The organism is Victivallis lenta (assembly GCF_009695545.1).
Lineage (GTDB): Bacteria > Verrucomicrobiota > Lentisphaeria > Victivallales > Victivallaceae > Victivallis > Victivallis lenta.
In genome coordinates this window covers 133559-148738 of record NZ_VUNS01000013.1, presented here as the reverse complement: position 1 = coordinate 148738, position 15180 = coordinate 133559, and the positions used below count along the sequence as shown (strand labels likewise).

13 protein-coding genes are annotated in these 15180 nt (G+C 63.8%); 9 read left to right on the top strand and 4 right to left on the bottom strand.

Going from position 1 to position 15180, the window contains the following annotated elements:
* Positions 1–109: 109 nt before the first annotated feature.
* On the bottom strand, positions 110–322 hold the full coding sequence (locus FYJ85_RS12905; RefSeq protein WP_154419033.1) for a hypothetical protein: 213 nt from the start codon (positions 320–322) through the stop codon (positions 110–112).
* 164 nt (positions 323–486) lie between these two features.
* Here FYJ85_RS12905 and FYJ85_RS12900 point away from each other — a divergent pair, with 164 nt between their 5' ends.
* Genes FYJ85_RS12900 through FYJ85_RS12890 form a run of 3 tightly spaced genes read left to right on the top strand, consistent with a single transcriptional unit; the run spans position 487 to position 3874 of the window.
* On the top strand, positions 487–1797 hold the full coding sequence (locus FYJ85_RS12900; RefSeq protein ID WP_106055273.1) for an efflux RND transporter periplasmic adaptor subunit: 1311 nt from the start codon (positions 487–489) through the stop codon (positions 1795–1797).
* A gap of 17 nt (positions 1798–1814) precedes the next feature.
* Positions 1815–2519 (top strand): ABC transporter ATP-binding protein, encoded by a 705-nt coding sequence (locus FYJ85_RS12895; RefSeq protein WP_106055274.1) that lies wholly within the window; start codon positions 1815–1817, stop codon positions 2517–2519.
* On the top strand, positions 2516–3874 hold the full coding sequence (locus tag FYJ85_RS12890; protein ID WP_154419031.1) for an ABC transporter permease: 1359 nt from the start codon (positions 2516–2518) through the stop codon (positions 3872–3874). The genes FYJ85_RS12895 and FYJ85_RS12890 overlap by 4 nt, the downstream gene beginning before the upstream one ends.
* Before the next feature lie 63 nt (positions 3875–3937).
* Here the strand turns inward: FYJ85_RS12890 and FYJ85_RS12885 are convergent, their stop codons facing one another.
* Positions 3938–5305 carry a metallophosphoesterase gene (locus tag FYJ85_RS12885; RefSeq protein WP_154419029.1) on the bottom strand — a complete coding sequence of 456 codons (1368 nt, stop codon included), beginning with the start codon at positions 5303–5305 and terminating at the stop codon, positions 3938–3940.
* Positions 5302–5928 carry a uracil phosphoribosyltransferase gene (gene upp, locus FYJ85_RS12880; protein WP_154419027.1) on the bottom strand — a complete coding sequence of 209 codons (627 nt, stop codon included), beginning with the start codon at positions 5926–5928 and terminating at the stop codon, positions 5302–5304. The genes FYJ85_RS12885 and upp overlap by 4 nt, the downstream gene beginning before the upstream one ends.
* 272 nt (positions 5929–6200) lie before the next feature.
* Between upp and FYJ85_RS12875 the strand changes: the two genes are divergently transcribed.
* Positions 6201–6356 (top strand): small basic protein, encoded by a 156-nt coding sequence (locus tag FYJ85_RS12875; RefSeq protein WP_106055277.1) that lies wholly within the window; start codon positions 6201–6203, stop codon positions 6354–6356.
* Positions 6357–6450: 94 nt separating this feature from the next.
* Positions 6451–7437, top strand: a complete 987-nt coding sequence (locus FYJ85_RS12870) for a serine/threonine protein kinase (protein WP_106055278.1) — start codon at positions 6451–6453, stop codon at positions 7435–7437.
* Between the two features lie 19 nt (positions 7438–7456).
* On the opposite strand, the gene FYJ85_RS12865 is transcribed toward FYJ85_RS12870, so the two are convergent.
* Positions 7457–8353 (bottom strand): helix-turn-helix domain-containing protein, encoded by an 897-nt coding sequence (locus FYJ85_RS12865; protein WP_106055279.1) that lies wholly within the window; start codon positions 8351–8353, stop codon positions 7457–7459.
* Positions 8354–8454: 101 nt separating this feature from the next.
* Here FYJ85_RS12865 and FYJ85_RS12860 point away from each other — a divergent pair, with 101 nt between their 5' ends.
* The 4 genes from FYJ85_RS12860 (at position 8455) to FYJ85_RS12845 (ending at position 15169) form a co-directional block, all read left to right on the top strand.
* A complete protein-coding gene (locus FYJ85_RS12860) occupies positions 8455–9576 on the top strand; it encodes a TIM barrel protein (protein WP_154419025.1) in 1122 nt (373 codons plus the stop codon).
* A gap of 4 nt (positions 9577–9580) precedes the next feature.
* On the top strand, positions 9581–11137 hold the full coding sequence (locus FYJ85_RS12855) for a xylulokinase (protein ID WP_206213163.1): 1557 nt from the start codon (positions 9581–9583) through the stop codon (positions 11135–11137).
* Positions 11138–11289: 152 nt separating this feature from the next.
* The gene (locus tag FYJ85_RS12850; RefSeq protein WP_154419021.1) at positions 11290–12657 is read left to right on the top strand and encodes an MATE family efflux transporter; all 1368 of its coding nucleotides are present in this window, start codon (positions 11290–11292) and stop codon (positions 12655–12657) included.
* Between the two features lie 106 nt (positions 12658–12763).
* Positions 12764–15169 (top strand): FAD-dependent oxidoreductase, encoded by a 2406-nt coding sequence (locus FYJ85_RS12845; RefSeq protein ID WP_154419019.1) that lies wholly within the window; start codon positions 12764–12766, stop codon positions 15167–15169.
* Positions 15170–15180 lie beyond the last annotated feature (11 nt).

Sequence of the window (15180 nt, the reverse complement as noted above, 5' to 3'; positions counted from 1 at the left end):
CGTTGCCATCGTTTCTCCTATCGGGTTGAGTCCATTCGTTATGTTGTATTCTCATGTAATATACTGCAACCCAAGAGGTTTGCCTCTGTTTTAACTTTAATTTTACCTGTTATTTCACGGATTTAGGATGCAGATTCTCCCACGACAGCGCGAGGTGCGGATTGTGGGTGACGAAACCGCCGTCGTCCCACTCCACCAGGAATCCGTAGCCGAGCGACGGCAGGAAGGGCAGCACGGCGAACAATGCCGCCGCGGCCGCCGTCCATGCCGGATGGCGGCGGAGCAGCGCGGCCGTTGTCCGCCCGGTTTCGGAGCCGTCCATATTCATCCCATCTCGTTATTTTCTGATAATTTAGCATCAATTCGGCAAAAATCGAGTGTTCCCGCACAATAAACGACCCTCCGGCTGCGTTTTTACGGATATAAAATCAAGAAATCCGAATAAACTTGATCCTTACAGACGAAACGACGGGAGATGAATGGACTATGAAGAAGCTTTTACGGTTGTTCGTTACTCTGGTGATTCTGGCCGCGCTGGCCGGCGGGGGATACTGGGGATATAAGCGCTGGTTCGGGCAGAAGACGCGCACCGTCTTCAAGACCGAGACGGCCGAACGCGCGGACCTCGCCAGCACGATCAGCGCAACCGGTACGGTCGAGCCCGAGGAGCTGGTCAATGTCGGCGCGCAGGTGAGCGGCAAAATCGCCGTGTTCGGCGAGGACGCGAACGGCAAGTCCGTCGATTACGGCTCGCAGGTCAGGCAGGGTATGGTCCTGGCGCGGATCGACGACGCCGTCTACGGAGCCGAAATGCGTGCGGCGGAGGCCAGCAAGCTGCAGGCCGAGGCGAACATCAAGCAGGCGAAGGCGAACATCGATCTGGCCGAAGCGCAGCTGCTGCTCGCCAAAAGCAACTGGGAGCGCGCCCAGACGCTCCAGACCAAAGACGCGATGTCGAAAAGCGATTACGACAGTTACAAGGCGGAGTACGATTCGGCGGTCGCGACGATTTCAGTCCGCCGTGCGAACCTGGCGCAGGCCGAGGCGGAGCTCGCGAGCGCGCAGGCTTCGTATGACAAGGCGAAGCAGAATTACGACTACTGCATCATCAGCTCCCCGGTCGACGGGGTGATCATCGACCGCCGCGTGAGCGTCGGCCAGACGGTGGTCTCGAGCATGAGCGCATCGAGCATCTTCCTGATTGCGAAGGACCTGACGAGAATGCAGGTCTGGGTTTCCGTCAATGAGGCCGACATCGGCCAGATCAAGCCGGGCATGCCGGTCGTCTTTACGGTCGACGCGTTTCCGAACGAATCGTTCACCGGGCAGGTGCACCGGATCCGCCTGAATGCGACGATGTCGCAGAACGTCGTCACCTATGTGGTCGAAGTCAGCACCGACAATTCGAGCGGGCGGCTGCTGCCGTACCTGACCGCGAATGTGAAATTCATCCTCGCGGAACGCAAGAATGCGCTGGCCGTTTCGAATGCGGCGCTGCGTTATCTGCCGGCGGACTCCCTGGTCGCTCCGGAATACCGCGAGATGGCTGCGGAGGCCGCCTCCGTGAAGCGCAGCAGCAAGGAACGCTTCCTCTGGGTGCTGGAAGACGGCAGAATCCGTCCGCTGAAGGTCACGGTCGGGCTGAACGACGGGGTTTCGACGGAGATCGTCTCCGGCGATCTCAGGGAGGGGATGGAAGTGGTGACCGGTGCCACGCAGGTCGCCGTCGCCGAGGCGGCGGACGCGCCGGAAAACGCCGGCAGCCCGTTCCTGCCGAAGCCGCCGAAGCGCCGGTAAGACAGCGGAGGGGTCTCATGAAACTCATTGAACTGGAAAATATCACGAAAACTTACTTCCTCGGGGAGATCGACGTCCCGGTCCTCAAAGGGATCACGCTGTCGATCGGAAAAGGGGAATATGTTGCGCTGATGGGCGCCTCCGGCTCCGGCAAGAGCACGCTGATGAACATCCTCGGCTGCCTCGACCGCCAGACCTCGGGCGAATACCGGCTCGACGGCGAGGAGGTCGGCATGGCCTCCGGCGACCGGCGCGCCGTGGTGCGGAACAAGAAGATCGGCTTCGTGTTCCAGAGCTTCAATCTGCTGCCGCGGACGAGCGCGCTCGACAATGTGATCATGCCGCTCTCGTACACCGCCGGAAACCTGTCGCGCCGCGAGTGCCGCCGCCGCGGAATCGAAATGCTTGAGAAGGTCGGTCTGGCCGAACGGATGCACCACTACCCGTCGCAGCTTTCGGGCGGGCAGCAGCAGCGCGTGGCCATCGCGCGGGCGCTGATCAACCATCCGCCTGTGCTGTTCGCCGACGAGCCGACCGGCAACCTCGACTCGAAGACGAGCGAGGAGGTCATGCGGATGTTCGGCGAATTGAACGACGAGGGAATCACGGTGATTCTGGTCACGCACTCGGCCGAACTGGCCGGGTTCGCAAAGCGGCAGATCCATGTGCAGGACGGCCGGATCGTCACCGGGACCTATGAAGGAAAGGCGGTGATGGCATGAATGTCGCCAGTACGATTATCGTTGCGCTGAAGGCGCTGCTGCGGAATCCGACCCGGGCGCTGCTGACCACGCTCGGCATTGTGATCGGCATCGCGGCGGTGATCACGATGATGGAGATCGGCACGGGCTCCTCGCAGTCGATCCGGAGTTCGATCGAGAAGATGGGCGCGAACACGGTGCTGGTGCTGCCGGGTGCGTCGCGCCGCGGCGGCGTGAACCAGGGCTCCGGAAGCCGGATGTCCCTGACGCCGGAAGACTGCGACGCGATCCTCCGCGAATGCGTGGCGGTCGGAACCGCGGTTCCGGTCGTGAACGCGGGCGGCTATCAGGTCATCTCGGGCAACGTCAACTATGCGCCGAGCCGGATCACCGGAACCGCGCCGGATTTCCTGACCATCCGCAACTGGGAGATCGAGGAGGGGAGGAATTTCACGAGCCGCGAAGTCAATTCGCGCGCCACGGTCTGCCTGGTGGGGACGACCATCGTGCGCGAGGTGTTCGGCGGCAACTCCCCGATCGACAGCGAGCTGCGCATCAAGGACACGGCGTTCAAGGTCGTCGGCGTGCTGAAGAGCAAGGGCGCCAATATGATGGGGTCGGACGAGGACGACGTGATCATCCTGCCGTGGACCACGACCCGGCTGCGGCTGACCGGGCTCAAGACCGGCGAGGCTTCGGATACGACCAGCACGGCGGCGACCAGTCCGAGCGCGCTCTATCCGGGCGAGGGCATTGCGCTCTATCCGGAGCCGGACGAAAATCTTGAAACCGACACGCTCCTGATGCCGAAATTCATTCACATCGATATGATCCAGCTCATCGCAACCTCTCCGGAGAAGGTCGATGAAGCGATCGACGAAGTCACCACGCTGCTGCGGGAACGCCACCGGATCAAGCCGGGCGAGGATGACGACTTCCACATCCGCAATTCGGCGGAGTTCATGCAGATGCTGACCGGCACGACGACGGTCATGACGAACCTGCTGCTCGGCGTCGCCCTGATTTCGCTGGTCGTCGGCGGCGTCGGCATCATGAACATCATGCTGGTGTCGGTGACCGAGCGGACGCGCGAAATCGGTCTGCGCATGGCGGTCGGGGCGCGCTCGCGGGATATCCTCCAGCAGTTCCTCATCGAGTCGATGGTGCTCTGCCTGGTCGGCGGCATCGTCGGCATCCTGCTCGGGCACGGCGCGGCGCTGCTGGTGGAGCGCTATCTGAACTGGCCGATCGCGTCGAGTCCGGAGGCGGTTCTCGCGGCGGTTGCGGTTTCGGCGGCGGTCGGGCTGGTGTTCGGCTTCTATCCGGCCTGGAAGGCGTCGAAACTCGACCCGATCGAGGCGCTGCGCTACGAGTGAGTTCCGGTCCGGTTCCGTCGCTGGGAGCGGGCGGGAAGGGAGGCCCTTCCCGTTCCCCTGTTTTCATGGGCGGCCGCGTTTCGGGAGACGCTTCAGGTATCCGGCCACGGCGTCGCGTTCGAAGAGACCGGTCCGGCGGAAGGCGCCCGTTTCGAGCTTCTGCTTCAGGACCGGCGTGACGGTCAGCGTATAGGCGGTCACGGCGAGCGTGAGTTTTTCCGGAGGCGCCGGAACGTGCCGGCCGCCTTCGGCGCGGCATTCCGCATCGACTCCGGAAAAACGGAATACGCTGCGTCCCCGGCGCGATGCCGCGCCGATCTCCTTCACGAGCCGGGCGAACTCTTCGCCGGTCAGCTTCACCGTGCAGAGCTCGTTCTCATACGGCAGGAGCCGGAAGAGTTCCGCATTCGTGACTTCCGCCGGGATTCCGATCTCCGGCAGGGCCGACACCGAAAAGAGCGCGGCGTCGGCTCCGGTCGCATCGCGCATCGCTTCGGCGCCGAGGCGGCAGATCGGCGCCGTGTTGTCTCCTTTTTCCGGAAGGCGCAGCGGCTGTTCCGTCACGGCGAGCACCTTTTCCGCGACAGGACGGTATGCGCGCAGGAACGGTTCGAGCACCCGCGTCGTTCCGGCGTCGGGCGGTTGCGACGGATCGGGGCGCACGAGTTCCGAGCGGATGCGGAGCAGCCTGCCGTTCCGGTCGTCGAATTCCGCCGTAATCCGCGCGAAACAGCCGGCGTAACGCCCGGCCTGGACGAACCATGCGCCGGAGATTCCGCGGCCGGGCTCCTCCTCATGGCTGTGGCCGGCCAGCACGAGATCGATTTCGGGGAACTCCGCGAGGAAGCGGAACATCGTTCCGGGCGGAGTGTAGAGGCCGGAGTGCCAGGCCAGCACGATCAGGTCCGGTTCCACGGCGAGGATTTCCGGCATGATGCGGCGCAGCGCGTCGCGGTTCGATTCGAAGCTCCAGCCGGAACCCGGCAGCAGCCGCGACGGCATTTTCGGGTCGGTCATGCCGGTCACGGCGATTCTGTACCCGTTCCGGGCCAGCAGCGTCCATGCGCCGGGGCGGAAACCGTCGCGGGCGAACTCCGCACCGAGCGTCGCGCCGCGGAATTCCCGGGCCGCCGACACGAGCGGCTCCGGCCCGAACTCGAAGTCGTGGTTGCCGGGAACCCATACGTCGTATTCAAGTTCGTTCAGGAGGGAGATCATGATCCGGCCGCTGCTCAGCCGGGAGAGCAGGGTTCCCTGCAGCGTGTCGCCGCAGTCGATGCGGATTGCGGCCGGATTCTTCCGCAGCAGCGGCGCGAGCGCGGCGAACTCCTCCGCCCTGCCGTGGAGGTCGGTCGTGCAGAGAATTTCGACTTCTCCGCCCGGGCAGGGGAGGAGCAGGAGCGCGGCGAGGGCGGCAAGGAGAGATTTCACGGTGCGATGGTCCCGAAAATCCGGTCGCCGGCGTCGCCGAGCCCCGGAACGATATATTTGTTTTCGTCGAGCCGTTCGTCGAGGCTGCCGGTGTAGACTTCGATCTCCGGGTAGCGCGATTCGATGACCGCCTTGCCCTCCGGCGCGCTGAGGATCGTGATGACGAGGATGCGCCGGAATCCGTTGCTTTTCAGGAGTTCGATCGCTCCGGCCAGCGAGTTGCCGGTCGCCAGCATCGGGTCGATGAGCACGGCGAGCGAGTGCTCCCCCGGTTCCGGCAGCTTGCAGTAGTATTCGCGCGGCAGCTTGCCGGCGTGGTCGCGTTCGAGCCCGATGAAGCCGACCTTCGCTTCGGGTGCCAGCTCGAGCAGCGCGTCGAGCATGCCCATTCCGGCGCGCAGGATCGGCACGAGCACGAGTTCGTCGCGCAGTCTCCAGCCCGCGGTTTCGGCCAGCGGAGTCTCGATCCGAAACTCCTCGAGTTCGAGCTTCCGCAGCGCCTCGCAGGCGATGAAGCCGGTGATCTCCTGCACGCAGCGGCGGAACCGCGGACACGGTGTGCCGCGGTCGCGCAGAATCGTGAGTTTTGCTTTGATGCACGGGTGTTCGACGATATGAAGCATGGTCCGTTTTCCTGACGTGTTGTTGAATTGAGCCGTCCGGCTTCTAAAGTATAGTTCCGCATCCGGGGTTCTGCAAGTCGGAAAACACGTAAAAAAATGCAAAAATCCTGCCTGCCGGACTTGAAGAATCGGGTTTCGGAGGCATATTAATAAGCATTGCCGTTTGCGGCCGGACTCTGATGGTTGTTGCAGTTGCTTCCCTCTGCCGGTTTCAACGGTGGTTTTATACAGAATCTGATTTGTGTGAACAATTAAAAATATGAGGTGATGATATGTCCCAGCATCCGAGTCTCCGCGTCGGCGGAAAAATCCGCAAAGTCCGCAATGTCATGAAGCGTTACGAGCGCATCGACGTGCTCCGCGCCGACGGCCGCATCCCGGAGGAGAAGGTCCTCGGGCTGCCGAAGACCAAGCCGGTCGAACTCTGAGCGGACGAACCATCCGGAAGGACGCGGGGCGGAGCAATCCGGCCTCGCGTTTTTTCTTTTCCGTGGGGATACATTTTTTCCGGAAAGGCGCACCATGCCCGAATTCGGCAACTTCGAGACCCTGACGCCCGATGTGATCTTCTCCGCTGCGGAGAAGGCGTTTTCCTGCCGGTTTTCCGGCGTGCTGATGCCGCTGCCCTCTTACATCAACCGGGTTTACGAGATGGAGTCGGCGGAACGGGAACGGTATATCTTCAAGTTTTACCGGCCCGGCCGCTGGAGCCGCGCGGCGCTGCTCGAGGAGCATCTGTTCACGCTCGAAGCGCGCGAGGCCGAAATCCCGGTCATTGCGCCGCTGCGGCAGGCCGGCGGCTCCACCCTCGGCACGGCGGAGGACGGTACGTTTTTCGCCGCCTTCCCGAAGCGGTGGGGCAGGGGGCTCGAGCCTGACTCCGGCGCACAGGTCTGGCGGAGGCTCGGCTCGCTGATCGCCCGGCTCCATACCGTCGGGGCCGCCCGCGCGGCGAAGCATAGGATTGCACTTGATCCGCGCGGCAATACGCTGAACGAAGTCGCCCATCTGCTGAGCTGCGGCGTCGCATCGGAGCGCGTGCTGCCGGCGCTCTCGTCGGTGCTGCGGCGGCTGCTCCGCATTCTCTCCGGGCGGTTCGACCGTTCCGGGGCGATCCGGCTGCACGGCGACTGCCACAAGGGCAACATTCTCGAGCGCCCCGGCGAGGGGCTTATGCTCATCGACTTCGACGATATGCTGACGGGTCCGCCGGTGCAGGACCTCTGGCTTCTGCTGCCGGGTCCGGCCGGGAGCTGCGAAGCGGAGCTCCGGGAGCTGCTGGCCGGCTACGAATCGATCCGCGGCTTCGACCGCGGGAGCCTCGCGCAGATCGAGCTCCTGCGGGCCATGCGCATGATCTATTTCCTGGACTGGTGCGCAAAGCAGCGGAGCGACTACAACTTCCGCGACCGTTACCCGGAGTGGGGCTCGGACGCGTTCTGGCGCCGTGAGATCGCCGCCCTCGAAGAGCAGTACGCCGCCATTGCCGGGCTCCCGTGGCGCGAATGAGGGAAATTCCGCCTGCTTCTCACTCCCGCCTGCGGTAGCTGCGGGGGCTTTCTCCGTAGAGATCCCGGAACTTTTTGGCGAAGTAATTCGAGTCGTTGAAGCCGCACCGGGCGGCGATTTCTCCGATCGTGAGGGTGCCGCTCCGCAGCAGGGCGGCGGCCCGGCGCAGGCGCACTTTCAGGAGATGTTCGATCGGCGTGCTGCCGGTGGCCGCCCGGAAGAGCCGCAGCAGGTGGTTCTGCGACATTCCGGCCACGGCGGCGAGTCCGGAGAGGGTGAGCGGTTCGGCGTAATCCCGTTCGATCCGGCTGATGACCTCCCCGACCCGCAGGAGCGCGGCTCCCCTGGCGGCCGGCGGCCCTGCATGGCAGCGCGATACGTGCACGATCAGTCCGGTCAGCAGAGCGAGCGAGGCGGCTTCATATCCCGGAGCGGCTTCCGCCAGTTCGCGCCGGAGTTCGCGGATCAGGTGCTCGGCGCGGGCGAGGGAGCCGCCCGAAAGCCGGAGCCGGTTTCCGCCGCCGGCGCTGCCGCGCGTGGCCGGTTCCAGGTGGAAGATCACGTTGTATCCCGGAATCCGCCGCAGGAGGCTGTACGGCAGCGCGAGGCGTTCGGGGTCGAACTGGACGTTCAGCAGGCTGACCGTGCGGCGGTCCGTAAAACGATGACACGAATGGCCCTGAATGAGAAAGAGATCCCCCGCCGCAACCGGATATTCGATTCCGTCGACGATCTGGGAGCCGCTGCCGCCGGTGACCAGCACGAGTTCGGAGAAGTCGTGGAAATGGTCCCGTTCGGTCAGGTCGTGCGCATGTTGAGCCAGCGGGGAAGCGCTGACTTCGGCGACCGCGACCGGCAGCTCCGGAGAGTTGAAATAGTTGCTCCCGAATGCTTTTTCCGAATTTTCCGTCATCATGGTGATATAATACCCGTTTTTGTTGAAAAATTCAAGGAAAACCCGGAAAAACGGACTATATTCCAGTAAATCACCATGTAAATTCCGGGAGGAAAGAAAAGATGGATTTCAATCAAGGCTGTGTTTCGTACCGTTCGATGCCGTTCTGGTGTGTGGGGAGTCCGTTGAGCGATCCGTTCGGAGGCGCCGTGCTCTCCCGCTTCGATTCGCTTGAGATTGCGAAGATCATCGCCTGGGCCGGACGCGAGGGCTACATCGAGGCGACGAGCTACCACGACGACGACCTTGTGCCGTGGGATCCGGAGCACCCCGAAGACGACCTCGACCCCTCCAGTCCCGCCGGCCGGAAGCTGCGGGAGATCAAGGCCGTGCTCGACGATGCGGGCGTGAAGGTCCACGCTTCGATCTGCAGTTTGCACGGAAACAGGCTCTTCCGCGACGGCGGGCTCTGCAACCCGGACCCGGCCATCCGCCGCCTCGCCGCGCAGAAGGTCGAGCGCACGCTCCGCATCGGGCAGTTCTTCGGCGCGAAATACTATGTCTACTGGGTCGCGCGCGACGGCTTCGAGGTTCCTGTCGTCACGAAGTGGGAGCAGGTCTACGAGTGGCTGGCCGAAGGGCTGAACCATGTGACCGACTACATCCGCGAACGGAACATGACCAACTATGTCGGCGCGACGGTCGAACCGAAGCCGAACGAACCGCGCGGCCAGATGTTCCTGCCGACCAGCGGACACGCGGCCGGCTTCATCTGCGGCAAGCTGAAGGAACCCGATTTCTGGGGCGTGAATCCGGAGCTGCTGCAGCACGAATCGATGGCGCTGATGAACGCCTGCATGACGGTTGCCTACCTCTGCAGCATGAACAAGCTGAAATTCCTGCATTTCGGTTCGCAGATCAAGGCGCAGTTCGACAACGATTTCCCGCCGCTGATCGGTCCGGAGGGGCTCAAGGAGACGGTCATGATGTTCGAGGCGCTGAACCGGATCGGCTGGAAGGGCGCGGTCGAATTCGACTGCCATATGCTGCGCGCGGAGGGCAATCCGGAGGATGAGACCGGCTGCCGGAAGCAGTTCATCATCGACTGCGTGACGGCGCTTTCGATGGCGCTGAAGCTCGCGGAGCGGATCGAGACGCCGGCGGCGTATGCGTCCCAGTCTGCCGCCGACCTCGCGGGCATCCGGCAGATGTGCGCGCTCGACGACATTGATCCGCGGAGGTAGGCATATGGCGCTCTATCTCGGCATCGACCTCAGCACGCAGGGCGTCAAGGCGGAGCTCATCGACCCGGAGAACCCGGCTGCCGGCTCCGGCGGCTTTGCGGTCGGATTCGGCGCCGATCTGCCGCAGTACGGCGCGCCGGAGGGATTTGTGCCGGACCCGGACCCGCTGGTCCGGGCGGCCGATCCGGCCATGTGGCTCGACGCGTTCGACCTCCTGTTCGCGCGGATGCGCGACGCCGGCGCTCCGCTCGGGGAGGTCGCCGGAATTTCGGGTTCCGCCCAGCAGCATGCGACGGTCTGTCTGCGGGAGTGTTTTCCGCGTGTGCTCGGGAACCTCGACCCCGGGAAGACGCTGGCGGAGCAGCTCGTTCCGTGTCTGTCGCGCCGCTTTTCCCCGATCTGGATGGACCGTTCGACGGCGCGGGAGTGCCGGGAACTTGAGGCGCGGTTCGGCGACCGGCTCCGGCGCGAGACCGGCAGCCCCGCCGTCGAACGGTTCGCCGGTCCGCAGATCCGTAAATTTGCGAAGGAGGCTCCCGAAGCTTACCGCGACACGGCGGCGATTCACCTGGCGAGTTCGTTTTTCTGTTCGGTGCTGTGCGGCGCGCCTTCCCCGGTCGATTACGGCGACGGGGCCGGGATGAACCTGCTGAATCTGCGGACGCTCGTGTGGGACGGCGAGATCGCGGCCTTCACCGCTCTGGGGCTGCCGGGCAGGCTGCCCCGGGCGGTTCCGTCCGCAACGATTGCCGGAGGGCTGTCGGGTTACTTTGAAAAGTACGGATTCCGGGCCGGGACGCCGGTCGCAGTCTGGTCCGGCGACAATCCGGGCAGTCTGATCGGCGTCGGGGCGGGCGAGCCCGGAATCGCGGTCGTGAGCCTCGGCACCAGCGACACGTTTTTCGCGGCGATGCGCAGTTTCCACACCGATCCGGACGGGTACGGACATGTATTCGGCGACCCGGCAGGCGGTTTTATGAGTCTGATCTGCTTTTCGAACGGCTCGCTGGCGCGGGAGGCGGTCCGGAAGGAATGCGGCCTCTCCTACGAGGCGTTCGACCGCGTGACGCCGGTGCCGGAGAGCGAACATCTGCTGCTGCCGTACTTCGTGCCGGAGTCGACGCCGCTGGTGCTGGAACCGGGCGCCGAATACGGCTTCGACTGGGCGAGCGCCCCGGCTGAAGAGCGGGTGCGGGCGCTGCTTGAATCGCAGATTCTTTCGATGCGGCTGCACAGCGCCTGGCAGAACGAGGCGTTCCGGCGCATCCGGGTGACCGGCGGAGCATCGAAGAGCGCCGCGCTGCGCCGGATCATCGCGGACGTGTTTCAGTCGGAGGTCGAAACGATTGCCGTGTCGAATTCAGCCGGGCTCGGCGCCGCGCTGCGCGCCGCGAACGCGATCGGCGGCATTCCGTTCGACATGCTTTACGGCCGTTTCTGTGCGCCGGTCTCGGTGACGCGGCCGGACCCGGCGCGGAAAGCGCGCTATGACCGCATGCTCGAAGCTTACCGGCAGCTCGAAGCCGGCAGGAGCGGAACGGCTGCCGCCCGGCTGCGATAGATTGCCGGAATTCCGCAAGGAGTTCTTGAATATTCAGAAAAACGATGTATTGTAAGCGTCGGCCGTATTGATTCCGTCAGGGGAGGTGTGCCGCCTGCCGACCGGACTTCATCTGCTGTTGTTTTGTTGAGAATAGAGAAAGTTTTCCGTTTATGATGAAGGACATGACGCAGGGGTCGCCGACCCGGTTGCTGCTGATTTTTTCGATTCCGCTGCTGATCGGCAATCTGTTTCAGCAGCTCTACAATGTTTCGGATACGATGATCGTCGGCCGCACGATCGGGGTCGAAGCGCTTGCCGCGCTCGGCGCGTGCGGCCCGCTGTTTTTCAGTTCGATGGGCATCTTCTTCGGGCTGACGAGCGGTTTTGCGGTCATCACGGCCCAGCGGTTCGGCGCGCACGATATGGCGGGAGTGAAGCGGTCGATCGCGATTTCGCTGACGCTCTGCCTGGCTTCGACGCTGCTCTACATGGCGGTTGCGATTCCGTTGATCCGGCCGATGCTGGAGCTGATCCATGTTCCGGCCGGCCAGATGGAGGATGCGTACTGGTACATCGCGGTCATTTACTGGGGAATCGGCGCGGCTGTCTTCTACAATATGATTTCAAGCATCATCCGCGCTCTGGGCGACAGCGTCACGCCGCTGATCTTCCTGGCGGTGGCGTGTCTGCTGAATGTGGGGCTCGACTTCTGCTTCATCCTGTGGCTCGGCTGGGGCGTGCCGGGAGTTGCGGCGGCGACTGTGATCGCGCAGGTTGCCGCGGGAGCGGCCTGTCTGATTTATGCGCGCAGAAAGTACCGGCTGCTGCGGCTGCGGCGGCGGGACTGGGTATTCGAGCCCTCCTTTGTATGGGCACATCTGCGCGTGGCTCTGCCGATGGCATTGCAGTTTGCGATTCTCGGGCTCGGCGGCTTCGTGCAGCAGCGGGTGCTGAACGAGCTCGGGGCGAATTCCATCGCGGCTTTCACGGCCGGATGCAAGGTCGATCAGCTGGCGATCCAGCCGATTTTCTCGTTCGGCGTCGCGCTGGCGACATTCGCCGCGCAGAACTACGGAGCGGGTTTCAAGGAGCGCATCCGGCAGGGAGTGCGCAGCTGCATTGCGATCTGTGCGGTCGTCTGCGCCCTCGGCTGTGCCGGGGTGCTGCTGTTCAGCGGCGAATTGAGCTACCTGTTCGTCGGGGAGGCGGTGCCGGAGGTGCACGGGAAAATCCGTATTTTCCTGCTGTTCAATTCGTTTTCTTATATCATTCTTGCGCTGATCGTCATTTTCCGCAATGCGATGCAGGGAATGGGGCATGCGTTCATTGCGACCGTGTCGGTCGGCTGCGAGCTGCTGGCCCGGATCTTCGGCGCCGTGTTTCTCGCGGCGTGGTGGGGATATGTCGGCGTTTGCGCAGCCGGGCCGTTCTCGTGGATCTGCGGCATGATCCCGATGGGGATCGCCTACTGCTGGATCATGAGCCGTTACCATCCGATGCCGCGCAGCCGGCCGCTGCCGGAAAAAAGCGACGGCTGACGGCGTTTTACGGGATTTTATCCGGAAAGCGGAAACTGCGGTTTGAAATATTATGATATTGTGATATAATAATATTGTAATTTGTTTCAAAACCGGGAGGTCCTTCATGAAAACATTGATTATCGGCGGAGTTGCCGCGGGGGCAGGCGCTGCGGCGCGGCTGCGGCGGCTGGACGAATCCATGGAAATCATTCTGCTGGAGCGCGGCAGCTACATCTCCTACGCGAACTGCGGGCTGCCGTATCATCTGGGCGGCGTCATCCCGGAACGCGATTCTCTGCTGGTCATGCCCGAGAAAAAGTTCAGGGCGTGGTTCAACATCGAGATCCGGACCCGGAACGAGGCGATCGCCGTCGACCGCGTCCGGAAAACGGTTGCGGTCCGCCGGGCGGACGGCTCCGAATATGAGGAGTCCTACGACAAACTCCTGCTGGCGACCGGTTCCCGGCCGGCCGCGCCGGAGCTGCCCGGCGGGGACGATTTCCGCATTCATCCGCTCTGGACGATTCCGGATATGGATGCCCTCGGCGCTCTTGCGGCGGACGGCGCCCGGAAGGCGCTGGTGGTCGGCGGCGGTTTCATCGGGCTCGAAGCGGCCGAAAACCTGCGCCGGCGCGGCCTTGAGGTGACGGTCGTTCAGCACTCCGGGCATGTGCTTCCTTCGATCGACCGCGAGATGGCCTGGCTGCTCGGCGCGGAGCTTGCGGCAGACGGCGTCGATGTGCGATTGAACGCCGAACTGACCGGATTCCGGAAAGAGGGCGATTCGCTGTATGCGTGCCTGAAGGACGGTTCCGAACTGGCGGCGGACCTCGTGGTCATGAGCGTCGGCGTGAAACCGAATTCGGAGCTGGCCGGAGCCGCCGGACTCGAGCTCGGTCCGCGCGGGCATATTGTTGTAAATGAATATCTTCAGACCTCCGACCCGGATATTTACGCGGCCGGTGATGCAGTCGAGGTCACCGACTGCGTTTCGGGGCGGAAAACGGCGATTCCGCTGGCCGGTCCCGCCAACAGGCAGGGCCGGATCGCCGCCGACAACATCGCCGGAAACTCCCGAGCCTACCGCGGCAGCTGGGGGGCTTCGGTGATCAAGGTCGGGAGCCTGACGGCGGCGGCCGTCGGCCTGACCGAAACAAAGCTCCGGCAGCTCGGACTGGATTATCACCGGATTTACACGCACCCGGCTTCCAATGCCTCATATTATCCGGGCGGCGCCCAGCTGCATATGAAGCTGCTGTTCGGTTCCGACGGGAAGATTCTCGGCGCGCAGGCCGTCGGGGCGAAAGGGGCGGACAAGCGCATCGACGTGATCGGCGCGGCCATGCAGTCCGGGCGCACCGCGCCGGAGCTTGCCGAACTTGAGCTCGCCTACGCCCCCCCGTTCAACTCGGCGAAAGACCCGGTCAACTTTCTCGGCATGATCGCGCAGAACGTGCTGGACGGAATGACCGAACCGGCCTATGCCGATTCAATTCCAGCCGATGCGCTGGTCGTCGATGTCCGCGAGGAGGCGGAGCATCAGGCCGGGGCGATTCCGGGCGCGGTCAACATTCCGCTCGGGCAGCTTCGCGGCCGCCTGGGCGAGCTGGACCGGTCGCGCGAGCTGATTGTGAGCTGCCAGGTCGGGTTGCGCGGCTATCTGGCGGAGCGGATTCTGAAGCAGAACGGCTTCCGGGTCCGGAATCTTTCCGGCGGCTATCTGACCTGGAAATACATGCATGCCGAAGTTCCGGCGCCCGCCCGGAAAAACGCCGTTCCGCCGCCGCAGGTGCCGTCTGCCGTTGCGGGCCGCACGCTCGATGTGCGCACGCTGGCCTGCCCGGGCCCGGTCGTCCGGCTGAAAGGCGAAATGGAGAAGCTCGCGGCCGGGGAGACGCTGCGGTTGCTCGCGGCGCCCTCGTTCGCGCCCGACCTCGAGGCCTGGAGCCGTTCCAGCGGCAACGAGCTCGTCGCGATGGAGCGGAAGGGCGATCACCTGGAGGCGCTGCTCCGCAAAGGCGGAACGGCGCCGGAGGCCGCTCCGGTTTCGCTGTCCGGCGGCCACCGCGCCGCGATCGTCCTTTTCAGCAACGACCTCGACAAGGCGATGGCGGCGCTGATCATCGCGTGCGGCATGGCGGCTTCGGGAGCGAAGGTCGGAATTTTCTTCACTTTCTGGGGGCTCTCCGTCCTGCGCCGGAATCCGGCTCCGGCGGTTCCGAAGGGCTTCCTGTCCCGGATGTTCGGCTGGATGCTCCCGAAGGGGGCGGCGAAACTCGCGCTGTCGAAAATGAACATGGCCGGCATCGGCACCGCGATGATGAAGGATGTGATGAAACGCCAGAACGTGACCTCGCTGCCGGAGCTTCTGGAACAGGCCCGGCAGCTCGGCGTGCGGTTCGTCGCCTGCGAGATGGCGATGAACGTCATGGGGATCACCCGCGAAGAGCTCGTCGAGGTCGATGAAGTCGCCGGCGTTGCGAGCTTCGTCGGGATGGCGAAGGAGAGCAACAACACGCTGTTTATCTGAAGCGGCGGAAA

Excerpts from the sequence above, each read along its gene's own strand:
- FYJ85_RS12905 (WP_154419033.1), bottom strand. The coding sequence starts at position 322 with ATGGACGGCTCCGAAACCGGGCGGACAACGGCCGCGCTGCTCCGCCGC.
- FYJ85_RS12900 (WP_106055273.1), top strand. The coding sequence starts at position 487 with ATGAAGAAGCTTTTACGGTTGTTCGTTACTCTGGTGATTCTGGCCGCG.
- FYJ85_RS12895 (WP_106055274.1), top strand. The coding sequence starts at position 1,815 with ATGAAACTCATTGAACTGGAAAATATCACGAAAACTTACTTCCTCGGG.
- FYJ85_RS12890 (WP_154419031.1), top strand. The coding sequence starts at position 2,516 with ATGAATGTCGCCAGTACGATTATCGTTGCGCTGAAGGCGCTGCTGCGG.
- upp (WP_154419027.1), bottom strand. The coding sequence starts at position 5,928 with ATGCTTCATATCGTCGAACACCCGTGCATCAAAGCAAAACTCACGATT.
- FYJ85_RS12875 (WP_106055277.1), top strand. The coding sequence starts at position 6,201 with ATGTCCCAGCATCCGAGTCTCCGCGTCGGCGGAAAAATCCGCAAAGTC.
- FYJ85_RS12870 (WP_106055278.1), top strand. The coding sequence starts at position 6,451 with ATGCCCGAATTCGGCAACTTCGAGACCCTGACGCCCGATGTGATCTTC.
- FYJ85_RS12865 (WP_106055279.1), bottom strand. The coding sequence starts at position 8,353 with ATGATGACGGAAAATTCGGAAAAAGCATTCGGGAGCAACTATTTCAAC.
- FYJ85_RS12860 (WP_154419025.1), top strand. The coding sequence starts at position 8,455 with ATGGATTTCAATCAAGGCTGTGTTTCGTACCGTTCGATGCCGTTCTGG.
- FYJ85_RS12855 (WP_206213163.1), top strand. The coding sequence starts at position 9,581 with ATGGCGCTCTATCTCGGCATCGACCTCAGCACGCAGGGCGTCAAGGCG.
- FYJ85_RS12850 (WP_154419021.1), top strand. The coding sequence starts at position 11,290 with ATGATGAAGGACATGACGCAGGGGTCGCCGACCCGGTTGCTGCTGATT.
- FYJ85_RS12845 (WP_154419019.1), top strand. The coding sequence starts at position 12,764 with ATGAAAACATTGATTATCGGCGGAGTTGCCGCGGGGGCAGGCGCTGCG.